Consider the following 18,550-nt stretch of genomic DNA (forward strand, 5'->3'; position numbering starts at 1 on the left):
GCATGGAGCACTTCACGATTGCCACCGTTGCGGAGCAGAGCAAGGATTTCCGTCGGGTCCTGTGGACCGGGAAGCACACCCAACTCGTGATCATGACCGTTCCGCCGGGCGGCGAGATCGGCGAGGAGGTCCACGAGGTGGACCAGATCCTCACCTTCGTCAGCGGTGTCGGCAAGGCGGTCATCTCCGGCGAGACCCGCAAGGTCCAGCAGGGTGACCTGGTCGTCGTGCCCGCCGGCCGCAAGCACAACTTCCTCAACGAGGGTCCGAACCCGCTGGTCCTCTACACCGTTTACGGCCCGCCGGAGCACGCCGACGGTGCTGTGCACAAGACCAAGGAAGAGGCTGACGCTCTCGAGGAAGCCGGCAAGGACGAGCCGCCCTCGTCGTGAATCTCGGGCGTAGGTACACGACGCCGGAACCGGCCGAGGCCCCCCAGCCAGCCGGTTCCGGCGCCGTGTTCGGGGTGAAAGTCCCCGGACAGAGTACCCGGCCAGGTTCACGTAAGTCGATCGATTCGGCGACCGATCGGTAGTCGGCACTAATCTTCCTGCATGGACGAGCCCCGCTGGTTGACCGAGGAGCAGCAACATACCTGGCGGCGCCTGGTCGAGGTGCTGGTCAGAGTGCCCGCGGCCCTGGAGGGGCAGCTTCAGCGCGACGCCGGGCTGACCCATATGGGCTACCTCGTCCTGATGACCCTCTCCGAGCGCCCGGACCGCCGGCTCGCCATGAGCAAGCTGGCGAAACTGGCCTGCGCGTCACTGTCACGACTGTCCCATGTGGTGGCCCGGCTGGAGGAGCGGGGCTGGGTGCGCCGCGAGCGTGACCCCGAGGACGGCCGGGTGCAGATCGCGGTCCTCACCGAGGCGGGGTTCGCCAAGGTGGTCGAGACGGCGCCCGGGCACGCCGAAGCGGTGCAGCAGCTCATCTTCGACCGGTTGACCACGGCTCAGATGCGTCAGCTGGCCAAACTGGCGGAGGCGCTGCTCCGGCCCTGAATGGCGGCGCTCTGCTGGTCGGCCAGCAGGCTGTCCTCATGCCGGGATGGACAACCAGAGACGACTCCGGCGCCCGGGCAGATAGGGCGAGTCGAGCCGCTTGGCGATGACGCCGTTCAGGCCCTGCGTCCGGGCCGTCTCCAGGGCGAACTCGCCGCCGCCCGGGAAGTAGGGCGGGGTCTGCCAGTGGTCGCCGGCCAGGTCGAGGCCGTCCAGCAACTCCCGGCGTTCGGCGTAACGGACCAATTCGGTCGTGGCATGACCCTCGAGCCACAGTAGGTCGTACAGCAGAAGGTGTGCCGGCGTGCGCTCCGCTGCCCGCCGGGCCGCTGCCGAGTCCTTCGGCGCTTTGCGCCGGGCCAGCAGTTCCGGCGCCGGCCGGGCGCCGTCGAACGCGACGATCTCGCCGTCGAGCACTGCCTCGATCGGCGCGAGCGCCGGCCCGAGCGGCCGGATCTCCGGATACCACGAGGTCACATCGGCGCCGTCGGCATCGCTGAGGCGCACTCTTCCACCGGAGATGTACGCGATGACGCGGCGCCCGCCCCAGTTCAGCTCGTATCCCCAGTCGCCGTCGTCCGGCGGGAGTCCTGCGGTCCGGGTCGCGAGCATCGGCTGCACGGCGTCCGGCATCGCCTCCCAGCCCGGCTCGGCCGGATCCATCCGGCGGACCATCCAGTCCCGGCCGCCGGTCTGAAAGAAGACGTATCGACCGTTCGTGCGCTCACCGTGAAAGGTGACGCCGATCTCGTCGTCCCGCCACTTGTCGGCCTCGTACGTCCCCTGGTCGTGGATCGTCATCCGGCCGCCGCCGTACTCACCGGCCGGGATCTCGCCGGCGAAGTCCAGATACTCCAGCGGATGGTCCTCGGTGTGTTTGGCCAGGTTGTTGCGGGCCCGGTCGCGGGGCAGGCCACGCGGCACGGCGAACGAGACCAGCACGCCGTCCCGTTCCAGCCGGACGTCCCAGTGCAGGCTGCGGGCGTGGTGCTGCTGGATGACGAAGCGGCACTGCCCGGTCGGCCCGGGCGTGGCCGGTGGGACGGGTTCCGGGGTGCGCCGGGCGTCCCGCTTGCGGCGGTAGTCGTCGAGGCGGTCCGTCATAGTTCGATTCTCTGCCCGCCCCGGCCGGGAAATACACGGGTGTAACTCGGCCGGGAATTGTCGTACCCCGATGGTTGAGTGTCGGCATGTACACCGAATGGCCTTCCTCGCTGCCGCACGTGGTCGCCTGGCGCAGCATCGCCGCGCCACACACCGGCACCGGGCGCATCCTGCCGGACGGGTGCCTCGACCTGATCTGGCACGAGGGTTCGGTCTTCGTGGCCGGGCCCGACACCACGGCACAGCTCAGCGCGCCGACGCCGGGCGATCGCCACCACGCGCTGCGCTTCGGCGCGGGCACCGGCCCAGGCGTGCTCGGCGTGCCCGCCTCCGAGCTGGTCGACCGGCACGTGCCGCTCGACCAGATCTGGCCGGCCACCGAGGTCCGCCGGATCGCCGAGGCCGACGACCCCGGCGCCGCGCTGGAGGCCGCCGCGCGAGAACGCTGGCAGCCACCGGATCCGGTCATGGTCGCGGTCGCCGAGGGCGCCCGGGCCGACCGGCCGGTCAGCGAGATCGCGGCCGGCGCCGGCCTGGGCGAGCGCCAGTTGCGCCGGCGCAGTGTGGCCGCGTATGGGTACGGGCCGAAGACACTCAACCGCATCTTCCGGATGCGCCGGGCCGTCGCCCTGGCCCGGGCCGGCCGGGCGTTCGCCGCCGTGGCCGCCGACTCCGGCTACGCCGACCAGGCCCACCTCGCCCGGGAGGTGCGCGACCTGGCCGGCGTCCCGTTGGGTGAGCTCGTCACTCAGGTGGCCGACGCGGCGTAAAGGTCCACGCCGTTGCCGTCCGGGTCGTGCACGACGGCGTATCGCTGGCCCCACGGCGCGTCCCACGGCTCCATGACGCCGGCGTGGCCCGCCTCGACGAGCTTGCGGTATGCGGCATCCACTCCGGCCGGTCCGTCGCACTGGAAGGCGAGGCTGATCCGGGCGCCGTCCGGCCCGGGCGGGGTGAAGCCCGGATCGAAGGTCTTGATCGACGCGTGCGAGTCCCACATGAGACGCACACCGCCGGGGAGGGTCACCTCGACGTGCGGCGCCTCGTCGGCGCCCGCCTCGAATTCCATCCCCAGCAGACGGTAGAAGGCAAGGGACGCGGCCATGTCGGCCACGGCCAGGCCGATCGCGTTCAGAACAGGAGTCATGACAGTGACGCTACGAGCCGGGCGCGCGTCCGTCTTGAACAAATCGGACTTGATGTCGATCGCGGGTGTTCCCCCGCGACGATGGCAGAAGGTAGTGTTCTGGCTCCGACGCGTATCCATCGACAAGAAGGCGTTGGTGCAATGACCTTGCGCATCCTCGTGGTGGGCGCCGGCATTGCCGGCCTGGCTGCGGCCCGGGGGCTGCGTGTCGCCGGCTTTCGGCCGGAGGTCGTGGAGGCGTTACCCGCCACCGTCGTGCCGGGTGCGGGCATCTATCTCCCCGGTAACGCGTCACGTGCGCTGCGGCTGCTCGGCCTCGACGTCCCGCTGCGCCCGCTGGGTGACCTGATCTTCCGCCAGGTCTTCCTCGACGCGCGCGGGCGCGATCTCTTCGAGATGGACGTGGCCGCGCTCTGGGCCGGTGTCGGCGAGTCCCGGGCGCTCTCCCGGGCCGACCTCCAGCAGGTGCTGCTCACCGGCGTGGGCGGCGAGGTGCGGTTCGAGACCGAGGTGCGCGGGCTGGAGATCGTCGACGGGGCCGCCAAGGTCGAGTTCTCCGACGGCAGCATCTCGGAGTACGACCTGGTCGTCGGAGCCGACGGGCGGCGCTCCATGATCCGCAATGTGGTCGGCCTCGGTGGACCAGCGGTGCCCACCGGTCAGATCGTCTACCGGGCGGTGGTCAGTGGCGGGCCGCCGCTGACCGACTGGACCGCTCTGCTCGGCCGCCGGTCGTCGTTCGTGGCGATGCCAATGGGCGGGCGCAGGCTCTACTGCTACGCCGACGAGACCGCGCCAGACAGCCCCACCCCGGAGGATCCGCGCAAGCGTCTGCTCGAGCTGTTCGGGGCGTACGGGGGGCCGGTGCCGGCCATCCTGGAGAAGGTCGAGAAGGTGCAGGTCGCCCGGACCGACGAGGTCGTCCTGCCGGCGTGGTCGCAGGGGCCGGTCGTGCTCGTCGGCGATGCGGCGCACGCCACCGCGCCGACTCTCGCGCAGGGGGCCGCCATGTCGTTCGAGGACGGCTGGGTGCTCGGTCAGGAGCTGCGCAATGCCCCCGGTGACATTCCGGGGGCGCTTCGGGCGTACGAGTCGCGGCGCCGTCCACGCTGTACGGAGGTGCGCGAGCGGACCCGCGAGCGCGACCGCACCCGTGACGTCCCGCCGTCCCTACGCGACCCCATGCTGCGCCGTCGCGGCCTCCGGATCTTCACCGATCACTATCGCGAGCTTGTGTCCTCGGTCTGACAGTTAGGTCACCCCGCGCCAGCCCAAGGTCGGTGGGGGACTATTCTGCCCACGGGGTACGCCCGATCATCGGGGCACCTGAGAGGACGAACGAGACAACGGAGGCAATTCGTGACGACCGTTGCGCCGTCGCCGATCGCGACCCGACCATATCCGGTGCGGCGGCAGGTCAAGGGTTCGGCGTTTGCTCGGATCCTGCGCACGACGGACGCGAAGCAGATCGGGATCATGTACATGATCACGGCCTTCGTGTTCTTCCTGCTGGGCGGCCTGATGGCCCTCCTGATGCGTGCGGAGCTGGCACGGCCGGGCATGCAGCTGCTCTCACCGGAGCAGTTCAACCAGCTGTTCACCATGCACGGCACGATCATGCTGCTGTTCTTCGCGACACCGATCGTGTTCGCGTTCGGCAACTACATCGTGCCGATCCAGATCGGCGCGCCGGACGTGTCGTTCCCGCGGCTCAACGCATTCGCGTACTGGCTGTACCTGTTCGGCGGTCTGATCACCATCGGTGGCTTCCTGACCCCGGGTGGCGCAGCTGACTTCGGCTGGTTCGCCTACACGCCGCTGAGCGACTCGCTGCACTCGCCGGGCGTCGGCGGCAACATGTGGGTGGTCGGCCTGGCCCTCTCCGGTCTGGGCACGATCCTCGGCTCGGTCAACCTGATCACCACGATCCTGACCCTGCGGGCCCCCGGCATGACCATGTTCCGCATGCCGATCATGACCTGGAACATGCTGGTCACCGCGCTGCTCGCGATCCTGGTCTTCCCGTTCCTGGCGGCCGCGCTCTTCGCGCTGGCAGCCGACCGGATCCTCGGCGCGCACGTCTTCGACGTGGAGACCGGCGGGCCGATGCTGTGGCAGCACCTCTTCTGGTTCTTCGGGCACCCCGAGGTGTACATCATCGCGCTGCCGTTCTTCGGCATCATCACCGAAGTCATCCCGGTCTTCAGCCGCAAGCCCGTCTTCGGCTACAAGGGCCTGGTCGCCGCGACCCTGCTGATCGCCGCCCTGTCGATGAGCGTGTGGGCGCACCACATGTTCGCCACCGGCCAGGTGCTGCTGCCGTTCTTCAGCTTCCTGAGCTTCCTGATCGCGGTCCCGACCGGCATGAAGTTCTTCGTCTGGATCGGCACCATGTGGCGCGGCCAGATCAGCTTCGAGTCACCGATGCTATTCGCCCTCGGCTTCATGGTGACGTTCCTCTTCGGCGGTCTCTCCGGCGTGCTGCTGGCGTCCCCGCCGATTGACTTCCACGTCTCCGACTCGTACTTCGTGATCGCGCACTTCCACTACGTGCTCTTCGGCACGATCGTGTTCGCAGTGTTCGCCGGCATCTACTTCTGGTTCCCGAAGATGTTCGGCCGGATGCTCGACGAGCGGCTCGCCAAGATTCACTTCTGGCTGACGTTCATCGGCTTCCACGCCACGTTCCTGGTGCAGCACTGGCTGGGCACCAAGGGCATGCCCCGGCGGTACGCGGACTACCTGCCCAGTGACGGCTTCACGTTCCTGAACACGTTCTCCACGGTCGGCTCGTTCGTGCTCGGCCTGTCGACCCTGCCCTTCCTGTACAACATTTGGAAGTCGTACAAGGTCGGCCAGGTCACCACGCTCAACGACCCGTGGGGCCACGGCAACTCGCTGGAGTGGGCGACCACGACGCCGCCGCCGCTGCGCAACTTCGACCGGATGCCGCGGATCCGCTCCGAGCGGCCCGCGTTCGACGAGAAGTTCCCGGAGCTGGCGGCCGGCGCCCAGTCGATCGCCGGGCCTCCGGAAGGTGGCGCCCGCCCGCTGACCGGGGAGTCCGACGGCGGGGCGACCTACCAGGAAGATGTCGCGAGCGACCGCGACAAGTAAGCGCCGTAACGCCGATTGGGCCCGCACTCCTTCGGGAGGGCGGGCCGTTTCCGTTCCCGCGTGCCGCCCGGCCGCTCTCCCTGCGCCTGGGTCTCTCTCCCTACGCCCTCGGCCTTTCTCCTGCGTCCTCGGCCTTCCTCTCTGCGCCGTCGGCCTTCCTTCCTGCGTCCTCGGTCTCTCTCCCTGAGCCCTCGGCTTCTCTTCCCTCCTGCGTTTGGCGTGCCTCTGCCTCTTCTCCTATCTGCGTTTGGCGCGCGCCCGCTCCTCCCCGCTCTCCTCGCCTCGCTCGCGCGTGATGGTGGTTACTGCAACAGCGGAAGTCGTTGGATTTGTGTCGTACCCCCGCGGCAGGATGGTCCGCGGAGGTCAGGATCGACATGTTGCTCACGCCTTACCGGGAAACACTCGCGCTGCCGAAGATCCGGTCGTTGCTGGTGGTCGCCACGCTCGCCCGCATCCCGATCGCGGCCGCGACGGTCGTGCTCACCCTGCACGTGGTGACCGACCTCGGCCGGGGTTACGGCGCGGCCGGTCTGATCGGTGCGGCCGCCACGATCGGCGGTTCGGTCGGCGCTCCGGTGATGGGCCGCCTGATCGACCGTCGCGGGCTGCGTCCGGTGCTCGTGCTGACCACCGTCGCCGAGGTGATCTACTGGCTGGTGGCCCAGAGCCTGCCGTACTGGCTGCTGCTCCCGGTGGCCGCGATCGGCGGCTTCCTGGCCCTGCCGGCCTTCTCGGTCGCCCGGCAGTCGATCGCCGCCCTGACCCCCGAGTCGCATCGGCTGCCCGCCTTCGCCCTCGACTCGATCACCACCGAGATGTCGTTCATGGCCGGCCCAGCGCTGGGCGTGCTCATCGCGACCACCGCCGGCCCTCGCGTCGCCATGATCTCGCTGGCCGTCGGCATCCTCTTGGCCGGCCTGGGCCTGTGGCTGCTGAACCCGCCGATCAGAGCCGCCCACGAGGCCCCGGTGACCAGCAGCGAGCGAGTCCCGCGACGCAGCTGGCTGAAGCCCCGGTTCATCGCGATCCTCGCCGTCACGATGGCCGCGACGCTAGTCCTCTCCGGCACCGACGTCGCCGTGGTCGCCGTCCTCCGCGAGTCAGACCAGGTCGCCTGGACCGGCGCGGTCCTGTCCCTTTGGGCGCTGTTCTCACTGATCGGCGGCTTCGTCTACGGCACGGTCCGGCGCGGCGTCCCCGCCTTGGCACTGTTCGCCCCGATGGCTCTGCTCACAGTCCCGGTCGGCCTCGGCGGCGACCATTGGTGGCTGCTCGCCCTCCTGCTGATCCCCGCAGGCGCCCTCTGCGCCCCCACGATCACCGCCAGCTCCGACGCCATCAGCCGCATGATCCCCGCCGCCGCCCGCGGCGAAGCCATGGGCCTGCACAACTCCGCCCTGACCGTCGGCGTCGCCCTGGGCGGCCCGCTCGCCGGCCTGGCCATCGACACGCAGGGCCCAGCCTGGGGCTTCGTAGCCGTGGGCGCGGTAGGCATCCTGGTAGCCCTACTGGTCCTCCCCGCCGAACTACGCCGCCGCCGCGACACCCCAGAGCCCCCAGCGGCCGACACAACCCCAAGCTCGACGCCCGGGACGATCTCACCCCAGGACGCCGCCCCCGGTGGGTCCCCTGGGTCCCCACCTCACCCCGACCCTTCCCCCAACCCCACGGACCGCTCCGTAACGGTCTGACGCCCACGCCGCCTCATCGCCGAACACCCTGGCGCCGCGACCGAACCACCCAGCCCAACCCATGCCCATGCAGGCCTGGTCTCGTTCGCTTCTGGCTTTCGAAGTCCGACTGTCGTCACCAGCCCCCGTGCCGGGTCGTCCGTCCGTGTGCGGGGGGACCGGGCGGCGGTGGCCGCTGCCGTCGGCGGCATCCAGATCGGCCACCTGGGGTCCGTGCCCGTTCGCTTGTTCCTGGCGACGGCACCTGACCTTCGTGGTGGCGCTTCGGGTCGCCGTCCGGACCGCCCAACGGCCGTGCGACTGTGTCGTCCGGTGGATCGGTGGGTGACGACGCCAATGGGCGGCCGGGGCTGCCGTTTCGGCCTTCTCGACCACTGAGCCACCCACTAGCGCTGTCCATCCTGTGGTGGGACATCGTCGCCGCGCAGCCGAGTCGCATCGTCGCCGCGCGGCCGAGTGGTGGGACAACGCCCCGGCGCGCCAAGCGGTGGGAGAAACGCCACTGCGCAGCCGAGTGGTTAGCGGAGCCTCGAAATCAGGTTCTAGCCGCACGGCCGCGCTGGCACCGCCATGACTCCCAGCTCGGTGCCCCCAACGCCCGGTTTAAGGCGGCTGGCTGTGCGCTACGGCTGCCTGAACCCCGCGTCAGGCAGCCGTAGCGCACAGCCGGGTGATCAACAAGCCGGAGAATCCGGGCTCGGCTGTGACTTACAGTAAGTGTGCGTGCCTGCCGGGATGCTCCGCTCCAAGTCACCCTCGGCTGCAGTAGCTCACGCCCGGGCAGGCCCCGGCGCGAACCGCCGGCTGCGACCCGAAATCGAACACCTGAGCCGGACAACCGCTGTCCCGCCGTGCCCATCCATCGCACGGCAAGCGACGCTGGGCGTCAGCCCGGGGAGTTTGGCTGACCGGCAGTGCTCCTTCAGCGGGTGGGGAGGCGACGCTGGGCGTCAGCCCGGGAGGTTTGGCTGACCGGCAGTGCTCCTTCGGTGGGCGGGAAGCGACGCTGGGCGTCAGCCCGGGGGTTTGGCTGACCGGCAGTGCTCCTTAGCGGGCGGGAAGCGACGCTGGGCGTCAGCTGGACTTGATCGAGGTGGCGCGTGCCGGAGCGGGGTTTCGAGCCTGTGAGGGGCGGGCCGCGGTTGGTCAGCTGGCTGGACGGAGGGTGATGGGGTGGTTGTCGTCGTGGCTCAGGCACCAGTCGAGGAGGGAGGGCCACGGGCCGTAGCCGGAGTCCACGTTCAGATGTTCGGCGCCGGGGAGGACGGTGGTGGGGATTGCCAGGGGGTCGCCGTAGGCGGCTGTGGGGCCGTCCGGGCAGTACGGGTCGTTGTCGGTGCCGAACAGGCCGGTGTATCTGGCCGCGGCTCGGACGTGCTCAGCGGTCAGGGACTCCGGTGTGGCGAAGGCGGCGATCTCCGCGTGGCTGAGTGTCACCTCGCGGGAGGGTGGGGCCACCAGCAGCACTCGGTCCACGGGGAGGGGGACTGCGGAGCGGGCTACTGCGTTCAGCCACAGCAGGCAGCCGAGGCTGTGGCAGAGCAGGGTTCGGCGTGGGCCGGGCTGTGCGGTGAGCTGGGCTCGCAGTTCGGTGAGCCACGCGTCCAGGTCCGGGTAGTCGGGGTCGGGAAACTGCGGGTATGCCACAGCGTGGCCGCGGACGGTGAGCTCGCCCGCCAGCCAGTGCTGCCAGTGGGCCGGCGGCCGGCGGTTCTGCCAGCCGTGCAGCAGCAGGAACGAGCCCGCGTTGAGGGCGGCCGATCCGGACGCAGAGGAGGTGCCGGGCGCGGACGGGATGATCGGCGGGGCGCTAGAGGGCAGGGAAGGCGGGGCGCCGGAGGGCAGGGAAGGCGGGGCGCCGGAGGGCAGGGAAGGTGGGGTGTCGGAGGGCAGGGAAGGTGGGGCGCCGGAGGGCAGGGAAGGTGGGGTGTCGGAGGGCAGGGAAGGCGGCGTGCCGGAGGGCAGGGAAGGCGTCACAGGCCGAACAGCGGCAGGCATGGGGACACCCCTTCGAGCGTGACCGTTGGGTGGGGCTGGGCTTTCCAGGTCTCGCGGCTCAGGCGCAGGCGGTCGGAGATGAGGGCCTCGCTGCCTCGGGCGTCGACGGAGATGCCGTCAGGCTCGTAGCCGAGCTTGCGGGACACGCTCTGCGAAGCGTGATTGTCCTGGAAGACATCGGTTCGGGCGGTCTCCGCGCCCAGCTGGTCGAAGGCCAGCGTGAGCAGACCGATGCGGGCCTCGGTGCCGTAGCCCTTGCCGTGATGGTCGATGCCCAGCCAGGACCACGTCGTGACCTGCCGGACCACGGAGAAGTCGCGGGCCAGCAGCGCGACCACGCCCAGCGGCTCGCCGTCGCGGAAGACGCCGAGGGCCAGCTGCCACTTGGCGGGGGTCCAACTGGAGAGGCCGCGCCAGTGTTCGGCCAGGACGAAGCGGGCGCGGTCCGAGGGGGTGCCGTCGGTCCACGGTGTCAGGAACGGTTGCTCGCCGGGTGGGTGCACGCCGGCGGCTGCCACGTCGGCCAGGCCGGCGAGGTCCGAGTCGCGGGGGAGGCGGAGCTCGAGCCGTGGGGTACGGACTACCAGGCCGAAAATCGGCCAGATATCGATAAGTCGCGACATGTTCTTAGAATTCCAGAAACATGATGTGGAGGCCGACCCGCCCGTGCACCGGGTGCGAGAACGATCGCGGCACCGTACCGATGATGTCGAAACCTTCGCGCCGGTAGAGGTCGACGGCCGCGCGGTTCGTCTCCACGACGGCGTTGAACTGCACCCCGGCGTACCCCGCTGATCTTGCCCAGGCGACAGCGTCGCGGCACAGCGCGGTGCCCACCCCGCGGCCGCGTGCAGCGGCCGCGACCATGAAGCTCGCGGTGGCGATGTGGGCGCCGGGCCCGGGCCGGTTGGGCCCCATCTTCGCGGTGCCGACGATCTTTCCATCGAAGACCGCGACCACGGTACGCCCAGACGCCCCCTCAACCCACATGGAGCGAGCCTCAGCCGACGTCATGTCAGGGTCGTACGGAAACGTCTCCCGGGCCTGCACCACCTCCCGGACGATCTCCCACACCGATGGCCAGTCGCCGTCGGCGAGATCCCGGATCTCAGGCGTCAACGACGGGCTTCCCGGTGGTCGAGACGGAGGCGGCGCGGAACTGCTCCAGCGCGGCCTCCGTGGTCGCCTGGGCCACCCCGGCGGTGAGCTCCAGCAGGACCGTGGTCGCGAAACCGGCCGCGGCGGCGTCGAGTGCTGTCGCGCGTACGCAATGGTCGGTGGCAATGCCCACGACCTCGACCTCGGTGACTCCCTTGTCCCGCAGCCAGCCGGCGAGGGTTTCGCCGGTCTCGGTGTGGCCTTCGAAGCCCGAGTACGCCGCCTGGTGCTCGCCCTTGTGGAAGATCGCCTCGATCCGGTCGGTGACCAGCTCGGGGTGGAAGTCGGCGCCCGCCGAACCGACCACGCAGTGGGCCGGCCACGAGTCGACGTAGTCGGGGTGCGCGCTGAAGTGCGCGCCCGGGTCCACGTGGTAGTCCTTGGTGGCGACCACGTGGTCCCAGCGCTGCCCGGCCTTGTCGAGGACCAGCGAGATGCCCTTGGCGACCGCGGCGCCGCCGGCGACCGGCAGGGAGCCACCTTCGCAGAAGTCGTTCTGTACATCGACGATGATCAGCGCGCGGGACACGGGAACCCCTTTTAAGCGGTGGGAACGATGACGACGGGGATGGCGGGATCGCCGGCGGAGAGCTTGAGGCCTTCCCATGGGATGGAGATCAGGCACTGCCGGAGGTGGTCGCGGGACTCGGTCAGGCTGGGTGCCGGCTGCACCTCGCCGGAGGCCACGTACGTCCGCTGCAGCATGCGGTCGTTGGCGTGGTGGTCGGGCACCCCCTGCGAGAAGATGATCTCCTCGGTGGCGGTGCCGGTGGGCTTGTGACGGCGTACGGCCACCTTGCGCCCGCCGACGGTGGCCTTGTTCTCCGAGCGCTTGACGACCGGGCGCCCGTCGACCTCGACCAGCTTGTAGACCAGCCCGGCGGTGGGCGCGCCGGAGCCGGTGACCACCGCGGTGCCGGCGCCGTACATGTCGACCGGCTCGGCGGCGAGGGTGGCGATCGAGTACTCGTCCATGTCGCCGGAGACGATGATCTTGGTTTCGCTGGCGCCCAGGGAGTCGAGCAGCTCGCGGGACTGCTGGGCCAGCACGGACAGGTCGCCGGAGTCGATCCGCACGGCCCGCAGGTCCGGCCCAGCGATCGCGATGGCGTTGCGGATGCCCTGACTGATGTCGTACGTGTCGACGAGCAGCGTGGTGTTCTTGCCCAGCGCGGCCACCTGCGAGCCGAACGCGGTCGGCTCGTCGTCGTGCAGCAGCGTGAAGGCGTGCGCCGAGGTGCCGGTGGTCGGGATGCCGTAGGCCCGGCCCGCCGCGAGGTTGGAGGTCGAGGCGAACCCGGCCAGGTACGACGCGCGGGCCGCGGCCACGGCGGCGTGCTCGTGGGTGCGCCGCGAGCCCATCTCGATGATCGGCCGGCCGCGGGCGGCGGTGACCATCCGGGCGGCCGCGGCGGCGATCGCGCTGTCGTGGTTGAGCACCGACAGGATCAGCGTCTCCAGCACCACGCACTCGGCGAACCCGCCGGAAACGGTCAGGATCGGCGATCCGGGGAAGAACAACTCACCCTCGAGGTAGCCCTCGATGTCGCCGCTGAACCGGAAATCGGCCAGCCAGCGCGCGGTCGTCTCGTCGACGATCCCGGCCGAGCGCAGGTAGTCGATCTCGCCGGCCTCGAACCGGAAGTTCCTGATCAGCTCGATCAGCCGGCCGGTGCCGGCGACCACGCCGTAGCGCCGCCCGGTCGGCAGGCGGCGGGCGAACACCTCGAAGACGCAGCGGCGGTCCGCTGTGCCGTCCCGCAGCGCGGCGCTGATCATGGTCAGCTCGTAGTGGTCCGTCATCAGGGCCGGCGTGATGCTCTCCACGGGACCTACCCTATTGCGCCTTCGGCCGCGGCGCGGGGCACGGGCCGGGAACCGGTTCTGACCTGCGGTTCGGCGCTCCGGTTCACCGGTTCGCCGAATCCGGTGGCAACATGGGGGCATGGCGTTGCCTCAGGTTGCTCCCGTCGAGACGCCGGAGATCGAGGAAGTACCGGCCGAGGACCGGCCGTGGGTGACCATCGTCTGGGACGACCCGGTCAACCTCATGTCGTACGTGACGTGGGTCTTCCAGAAGCTCTTCGGCTTTAGCAAGGAGAAAGCGGAGCAGCTGATGATGGATGTGCACACCAAGGGCAAGGCGGTGGTGTCCAGCGGCGCCCGCGAGCGCATGGAGATGGACGCTAACCAACTGCACGGATACGGTCTCTGGGCAACGGTGGACCGGGCCTGACAAGCGGGTGGGGATAGAGCATGTTCCGACGCAGCGGCGGCCAGTGTGTGGCCACCTTCGAGCACGACGAGGTGCGTGTCCTGCGCAAGGTGGCCGCTGAGGTGGTCGGTTTGCTGACCGACGGCATGGACCACACCGACCCGGTGGTGTCCCGTCTGTTCCCGGACATCTATCCGGATCGGCCGGAGGATTCGCAGGAGTTCCGCCTCTACACCGAGGGCGATCTCAAGACCAGCAAGATCGACCAGGCCGGCGCGATCCTGGCGGCTCTGCCCGACGAGGGCGAGGGCGAGGTCCGGCTGGACGGCGAGGCCGCCGAGGCCTGGTTGCGGGCGATCAACGACGCCCGGCTGGCGATGGGTACGCGTCTGGAGATCCAGGCCGACACCGATCTGGCCGACGAGTTGGACGAGGCGGTGCTCGAGGATCCGGGATCGAGCCGGGTGTTCCAGCTCTCCGTCTACGCGTACCTGGGATATCTCCAGGAGTCGCTGTTGAACGCGCTGCCGGAGATCAAGTAGCCCGGAGTGTGGGGACTGCCACGCCCGGCTGCTCGAAATACTTCGGTAATGTGAACGACGTGCTGACCATCGACAAGGCGATCATCGACGCGATCGTCGCCCATGCCCGCCGGGACCACCCGGAGGAGGCCTGCGGCGTCGTCGCCGGGCCGATCGGCAGCGACGTCGCGACGCGGCACATCCCGATGGACAACGCGGAGCGGTCGACGACCTTCTACCTGTTCGACTCGATGGAACAGTTGCGGGTGTGGCGTGAGATGGACGACCGTGACGAGGAGCCGGTGGTCATCTACCACTCGCACACCGCCACGGAAGCGTTCCCGTCTCGCACCGACATCTCGCTCGCCGGCGAGCCGAACGCGCATTATCTCCTGGTTTCGACCCGCGAGCCGGATTCTGAAGAGATCCGGTCGTTCCGTATCGTGGACGGTGTGGTGACCGAAGAAGAGGTCAACATCGTGGATGCGACGGTGAAGGCGTGATTTCCACCTCCGTGCAGTCGTACATGTTCGGGCAGAGCCCGGCGTCGGTGTTCTACGAGTGTCGTTGTCGCTAGCCGCGACCCCGTACAACCGACCCCTGCCCGTTTTCAGTACGACGTTTCTAGGAGCATGACAGTCATGGCTATCGAAGTTCGCGTTCCCACCATCCTGCGCAGCTACACCGGCGGTGCGAAGGTTGTCGAGGGCGCGGGTGACACGCTCTCCGGCCTGATCGACGACCTGGACGCCAAGCACGGTGGCCTCAAGGGCCGGCTGATCACCCCCGAGGGCAACCTGCACCGGTTCGTGAACATCTACGTCAACGACGAGGACGTCCGTTTCCTGGGCGCGCTGGACGCGAAGCTCAGCGACGGCGACTCGATCACCATCCTCCCGGCCGTGGCCGGTGGCGCCCTGGGCTTCGCGGCCGCCGCCGCTCTCCTGGGCGTTTAGTCCCATGGCTCGTTTCGAGAGCCTGCTCGACGCGTGCGGGGGCACGCCGCTGGTCGGCCTGCCCCGCCTCTCCCCGGCGGTGCCCGAAGGGGCGCCGCCGGTGCGGCTGTGGGCCAAGCTCGAGGACCGGAATCCGACCGGCAGCATCAAGGACCGCGCCGCGCTGTTCATGGTGCGCGCGGCCGAGGAGTCCGGGCACCTCCGCCCGGGCGACACCATCCTGGAGCCGACCAGCGGCAACACCGGCATCGCGCTGGCCATGGTGGCGAAACTGCGCGGGTACCGGCTGGTCTGCGTGATGCCGGAGAACGTGTCGACCGAGCGCACCCAGCTGCTCCGGATGTACGGCGCGGAGATCATCTTCTCGCCGGCCGCGGGCGGTTCGAACCAGGCCGTGGCCACCGCCAAGCAGATCGCCGCCGAGCACCCCGACTGGAAGATGCTGTTCCAGTACGGCAATCCGGCGAACGCCCGTGCGCACTACGAGACCACCGGTCCCGAGCTGCTGCACGACCTGCCGACGATCACGCACTTCGTGGCCGGTCTGGGCACCACCGGCACCCTGATGGGCACCGGCCGGTTCCTCAAGGAGAAGGTCGAGGGCATCCAGATCGTCGCCGCCGAGCCGCGGTACGGCGAACTGGTCTACGGCCTGCGCAACATCGACGAGGGCTACGTCCCCGAGCTGTACGACGCCTCCGTGCTGGACCGCCGGTTCTCGGTGGGCACTCGCGACGCCGTGCTGCGGACCCGCCAGCTGGTCGAGGTGGAGGGCATCTTCGCCGGTTTCTCCAGCGGCGCCATCCTGCACGCGGCCCTCGCCGTCGCGCACGAGGCCGTCAAGGCCGGCAAGCGGGCCGACGTGGCGTTCGTGATCGCCGACGGCGGCTGGAAGTACCTGTCGACCGGCGCGTACGGCGGCACCCTCAACGACGCCGAAGAGGCGCTCGACGGCCAGCTCTGGGCGTGACCGCCTAGTAGGCCAGCGCCACCAGCACGGCGGCGATCATCGGCGGGGCGGCCGCCGCCATCAGGTACCAGGGCAGCCTGGGCTGGTGGATGGCGAGGAAGGCGGCCGCCGCCGGCCCGACACTGAGCAGGGTCAGCAGGCCCAGCACCGGCAGGTACCAGCCGGGCGCCCCGCCGAAGACCGCGAGCACGGCGTACAGGCCGACGCCGACCCCGGTGAGACCGAGCACCGTCCCATAGAGCGCCATGGCGAGCATCCGGCCGGCGCCGGGCGCCGGATCATCGGCGGTGGGGAAGCGGAAGATCGCCGGTTCCGGGTCGTCCCACGGTACGAGCGACGCGTTTCCGGCCGGCGCGGTTCGGGTAGTGCGGGCCTGTTCGACCGCGGTCACGTCGCCTCCAGCAGATGACCTTGGACATATCACCCTGTGCAACGCAAACGGCTCACTCGACGTGACGGCAGGGGCGCTGATGACCGAGGTCACCGCCCCTGTGATGTGCGTTGTCGATTTAGCGACAAATCGATCAGTTGTTTACGTCAGGCACTGGTCGGGGCGTACGCTTCGCTCCGTGATTGACTGGTCTGACAAGTCCAGCGCGGACCGGTCGGGCGGGGCTTGGACGACCCGGAGTTGTTCGACCCGATGTGAGCCAGAGGGACCCGCATGCGACTAACCGTTCTCGGTTGTGCCGGCAGTTTCCCCGGCCCCGAGTCGGCGTGTTCGGCCTACCTCGTGGAGGCCGAGGGTTACCGGCTCCTGATCGACTTCGGGTCGGGTTCGCTCTCCGCGCTCCAGCGTTATTCCGACATGCGCCGCGTCGACGCGATCCTCCTCACCCACCTGCACTGCGACCACATGCTGGACGCCTGCACCTACGTGGTGGTCCGCCGCTACGACCCGGCCGGCCCGCTGCCGCCGGTGCCGGTCTACGCCCCGCTGGGCGCCGCGGAGCGGATCGCTGCCGCCTACAGCACCGAGGGCGAGCCGGTGGACGACGTCTACACCTTCTACGGGCTCCAGCCGGGCACGTTCCCGATCGGTCCGCTGACGGTCACCGTGGACCGGGTCAACCACCCGGTGGAGACGTACGGCGTACGCATCGAACACAACGGCCGCGTGCTGGCGTATTCGTCGGACACCGCGCCCTGCGAGGCCCTCCTGCGCCTCGCCGCCGGAGCGGACCTCTTCCTCTGCGAGGCGAGCTACCAGGACGGCGTGCCCAACCCGCCCGACCTGCATCTGACCGGCGGCGAAGCCGGCGAGGCGGCCACCAAGGCGGACGTGGCCAAGTTGCTGTTGACCCATCTCGTGCCTGCTTGGGCCAGTGAGGCCGCGATCACGGAAGCGGCCGGCGCGGCATACGCGGGACCGGTGGAAGTCGTCCGACCCGGCGCCCGATACGATCTCTGAGTCGGCGCGGGGGGTAGGGGCCGGCAGTCGTGATCTTGGAGTTGCATTGCGCATCGTTCGCCTGGCCAACTTCGTCACGGTCCACACCGGAGGTTTGCGTACGGCGCTCCGGCAGCTCGGCCGCGGTTATCAGCGGGCCGGGCACGAGGCGGTCCTGATCATCCCCGGCCGCCGCTACTCCGACAAGGTGATGAAGCAGGGCCGGGTCATCACGCTGCCCAGCGCGCCGCTGCCGCGGACCGGTGGATACCGGGTCCTCGCCGGCCGGCGTGAGCTCACCAAGCTGCTCGACAGCCTGGAGCCGGACCGGATCGAGGTCTCCGACCGGACCACCCTGCGCTGGACCGGCAACTGGGCCCGGCAGCGCGGCGTCCGCTCGATGATGGTCTCCCACGAGAGCCTGGGCGGGCTGCTCGGGCTGTGGGGGATGCCGAAGCGGGACGCCCTCGCCGACCGGTTCAACCAGCGGACCGCGGAGGCGTTCGACACCATCGTCTGCACCACCGCGTTCGCGGCGGCCGAGTTCCGCCGGATCGGCGCGCCCAACCTGGTCGAGGTCCCGCTCGGTGTGGATCTCGGCGTCTTCCACCCGAGCCGGATGGACGTCGGCGTGCGCTCGCGGTACGCCCGGCCGGACGAGCTGCTGGTCGTCTACGCCAGCCGGCTCTCCGCGGCGAAGCGGCCCGAGTTGGCTGTGGACGCGGTCGCGGCCCTGCGCAACGGCAAGATTCCGGCGGTCCTGGTGATGGCCGGCGACGGGACCCGGCGGACTGCGCTGGCGTACCGGGCGGCCCGCCTGCCCGTCCGTTTCGCCGGGCACATCGCCGACCGGCACGCCGTGGCGGCACTGCTGGCCAGCGCGGATGTCACGCTCTCGCCCGGACCGGTGGAGACCTTCGGCCTGGCCGCGCTGGAGTCGCTGGCCTGCGGCACCCCGGTGGTGGTGAACGAGCAGAGCGCCCTGCCCGAGGTGGTGGGCGAGGCCGGCGTGGCGGTTCCGGGCACCGCGGAGGCGTTCGCCGACGCGGTGAGCAGCCTGATGGAACGGCCGCGCGTCGAGCGACGGGCCGCGGCCCGGGCCCGCGCCGAGCAGTTCGGCTGGCAGCAGTCGGTCAACGGCTTCCTGCAGGCGCACGAGGCGCTCCCGGCCTCCGGTGCGGTTCCGGTTCCGGTCAGCATGATCCGTCCGGCGGTTCCGCTCAGCCGCAAGCCCGGGGCGGACGAAGCCGGCGCGGCACGCTACGCATAGGGTTGGGGA

20 protein-coding genes and 1 pseudogene are annotated in these 18,550 nt (G+C 69.9%); 13 read left to right on the plus strand and 8 right to left on the minus strand.

Annotated elements, in window-relative coordinates; all coding sequences use genetic code 11:
- Window positions 1-2 precede the first annotated feature (2 nt).
- A complete protein-coding gene (locus tag OHA21_RS44090; RefSeq protein WP_328465640.1) occupies window positions 3-392 on the plus strand; it encodes a cupin domain-containing protein in 390 nt (129 codons plus the stop codon).
- Window positions 393-554: 162 nt separating this feature from the next.
- Window positions 555-1,001, plus strand: coding sequence for a MarR family winged helix-turn-helix transcriptional regulator (locus OHA21_RS44095; protein ID WP_328465642.1), 447 nt, complete (start codon window positions 555-557; stop codon window positions 999-1,001).
- A gap of 36 nt (window positions 1,002-1,037) precedes the next feature.
- Here OHA21_RS44095 and OHA21_RS44100 read toward each other — a convergent pair whose 3' ends face one another.
- Window positions 1,038-2,105 (minus strand): DNA polymerase ligase N-terminal domain-containing protein, encoded by a 1,068-nt coding sequence (locus OHA21_RS44100; protein ID WP_328465644.1) that lies wholly within the window; start codon window positions 2,103-2,105, stop codon window positions 1,038-1,040.
- Window positions 2,106-2,191: 86 nt separating this feature from the next.
- On the opposite strand from OHA21_RS44100, the gene OHA21_RS44105 reads away from it, so the two are divergent.
- On the plus strand, window positions 2,192-2,875 hold the full coding sequence (locus tag OHA21_RS44105; protein WP_328465646.1) for a helix-turn-helix domain-containing protein: 684 nt from the start codon (window positions 2,192-2,194) through the stop codon (window positions 2,873-2,875).
- On the opposite strand, the gene OHA21_RS44110 is transcribed toward OHA21_RS44105, so the two are convergent.
- On the minus strand, window positions 2,854-3,252 hold the full coding sequence (locus OHA21_RS44110; RefSeq protein ID WP_328465648.1) for a VOC family protein: 399 nt from the start codon (window positions 3,250-3,252) through the stop codon (window positions 2,854-2,856). The genes OHA21_RS44105 and OHA21_RS44110 overlap by 22 nt on opposite strands.
- A gap of 141 nt (window positions 3,253-3,393) precedes the next feature.
- Between OHA21_RS44110 and OHA21_RS44115 the strand changes: the two genes are divergently transcribed.
- The 3 genes from OHA21_RS44115 (at window position 3,394) to OHA21_RS44125 (ending at window position 8,063) form a co-directional block, all read left to right on the plus strand.
- Window positions 3,394-4,500: an FAD-dependent monooxygenase gene (locus tag OHA21_RS44115; RefSeq protein WP_328465650.1), complete on the plus strand. Its 1,107-nt coding sequence runs from the start codon at window positions 3,394-3,396 to the stop codon at window positions 4,498-4,500.
- Window positions 4,501-4,611: 111 nt separating this feature from the next.
- Entirely contained in the window at window positions 4,612-6,369 is a 1,758-nt protein-coding gene (gene ctaD, locus OHA21_RS44120; RefSeq protein WP_328465652.1) for an aa3-type cytochrome oxidase subunit I, read from the plus strand.
- Between the two features lie 377 nt (window positions 6,370-6,746).
- Window positions 6,747-8,063: an MFS transporter gene (locus OHA21_RS44125; protein WP_328465654.1), complete on the plus strand. Its 1,317-nt coding sequence runs from the start codon at window positions 6,747-6,749 to the stop codon at window positions 8,061-8,063.
- 1,146 nt (window positions 8,064-9,209) lie between these two features.
- Here the strand turns inward: OHA21_RS44125 and OHA21_RS44130 are convergent.
- The 5 genes from OHA21_RS44130 to OHA21_RS44150 form a co-directional block, all read right to left on the minus strand.
- On the minus strand, window positions 9,210-9,863 hold the full coding sequence (locus OHA21_RS44130; RefSeq protein WP_328478912.1) for an RBBP9/YdeN family alpha/beta hydrolase: 654 nt from the start codon (window positions 9,861-9,863) through the stop codon (window positions 9,210-9,212).
- 173 nt (window positions 9,864-10,036) lie between these two features.
- Window positions 10,037-10,684, minus strand: a complete 648-nt coding sequence (locus OHA21_RS44135) for a GNAT family N-acetyltransferase (RefSeq protein WP_328465656.1) — start codon at window positions 10,682-10,684, stop codon at window positions 10,037-10,039.
- A gap of 4 nt (window positions 10,685-10,688) precedes the next feature.
- Window positions 10,689-11,180, minus strand: a complete 492-nt coding sequence (locus OHA21_RS44140) for a GNAT family N-acetyltransferase (RefSeq protein WP_328465658.1) — start codon at window positions 11,178-11,180, stop codon at window positions 10,689-10,691.
- Window positions 11,170-11,748, minus strand: coding sequence for an isochorismatase family protein (locus tag OHA21_RS44145; protein ID WP_328465660.1), 579 nt, complete (start codon window positions 11,746-11,748; stop codon window positions 11,170-11,172). The genes OHA21_RS44140 and OHA21_RS44145 overlap by 11 nt, the downstream gene beginning before the upstream one ends.
- Window positions 11,749-11,759: 11 nt before the next feature.
- On the minus strand, window positions 11,760-13,046 hold the full coding sequence (locus OHA21_RS44150; RefSeq protein WP_328465662.1) for a nicotinate phosphoribosyltransferase: 1,287 nt from the start codon (window positions 13,044-13,046) through the stop codon (window positions 11,760-11,762).
- Window positions 13,047-13,164: 118 nt separating this feature from the next.
- Between OHA21_RS44150 and clpS the strand changes: the two genes are divergently transcribed.
- The 5 genes and pseudogenes from clpS to OHA21_RS44175 all read left to right on the plus strand — a co-directional run bounded on the left by clpS (window position 13,165) and on the right by OHA21_RS44175 (window position 15,881).
- Entirely contained in the window at window positions 13,165-13,455 is a 291-nt protein-coding gene (gene clpS, locus OHA21_RS44155; protein WP_328465664.1) for an ATP-dependent Clp protease adapter ClpS, read from the plus strand.
- A gap of 20 nt (window positions 13,456-13,475) precedes the next feature.
- Complete coding sequence (locus OHA21_RS44160; RefSeq protein ID WP_328465666.1) at window positions 13,476-13,976, plus strand: DUF2017 domain-containing protein; 501 nt, start codon at window positions 13,476-13,478, stop codon at window positions 13,974-13,976.
- A 59-nt stretch (window positions 13,977-14,035) separates the two neighbouring features.
- Window positions 14,036-14,532 (plus strand): annotated as a pseudogene (locus tag OHA21_RS44165) (Mov34/MPN/PAD-1 family protein).
- 64 nt (window positions 14,533-14,596) lie between these two features.
- Window positions 14,597-14,911 (plus strand): MoaD family protein, encoded by a 315-nt coding sequence (locus OHA21_RS44170; RefSeq protein WP_328465668.1) that lies wholly within the window; start codon window positions 14,597-14,599, stop codon window positions 14,909-14,911.
- 4 nt (window positions 14,912-14,915) lie between these two features.
- The gene (locus OHA21_RS44175) at window positions 14,916-15,881 is read left to right on the plus strand and encodes a PLP-dependent cysteine synthase family protein (protein WP_328465670.1); all 966 of its coding nucleotides are present in this window, start codon (window positions 14,916-14,918) and stop codon (window positions 15,879-15,881) included.
- Window positions 15,882-15,885: 4 nt separating this feature from the next.
- Here the strand turns inward: OHA21_RS44175 and OHA21_RS44180 are convergent, their stop codons facing one another.
- Window positions 15,886-16,272, minus strand: a complete 387-nt coding sequence (locus OHA21_RS44180) for a hypothetical protein (RefSeq protein WP_328465672.1) — start codon at window positions 16,270-16,272, stop codon at window positions 15,886-15,888.
- Window positions 16,273-16,545: 273 nt separating this feature from the next.
- Between OHA21_RS44180 and OHA21_RS44185 the strand changes: the two genes are divergently transcribed.
- A complete protein-coding gene (locus OHA21_RS44185) occupies window positions 16,546-17,292 on the plus strand; it encodes an MBL fold metallo-hydrolase (protein WP_328465674.1) in 747 nt (248 codons plus the stop codon).
- Window positions 17,293-17,338: 46 nt separating this feature from the next.
- Complete coding sequence (locus OHA21_RS44190) at window positions 17,339-18,541, plus strand: glycosyltransferase (RefSeq protein WP_328465676.1); 1,203 nt, start codon at window positions 17,339-17,341, stop codon at window positions 18,539-18,541.
- Window positions 18,542-18,550 lie beyond the last annotated feature (9 nt).

Origin of the sequence: Actinoplanes sp. NBC_00393 (assembly GCF_036053395.1) — a bacterium.
Classification (GTDB): domain Bacteria; phylum Actinomycetota; class Actinomycetes; order Mycobacteriales; family Micromonosporaceae; genus Actinoplanes.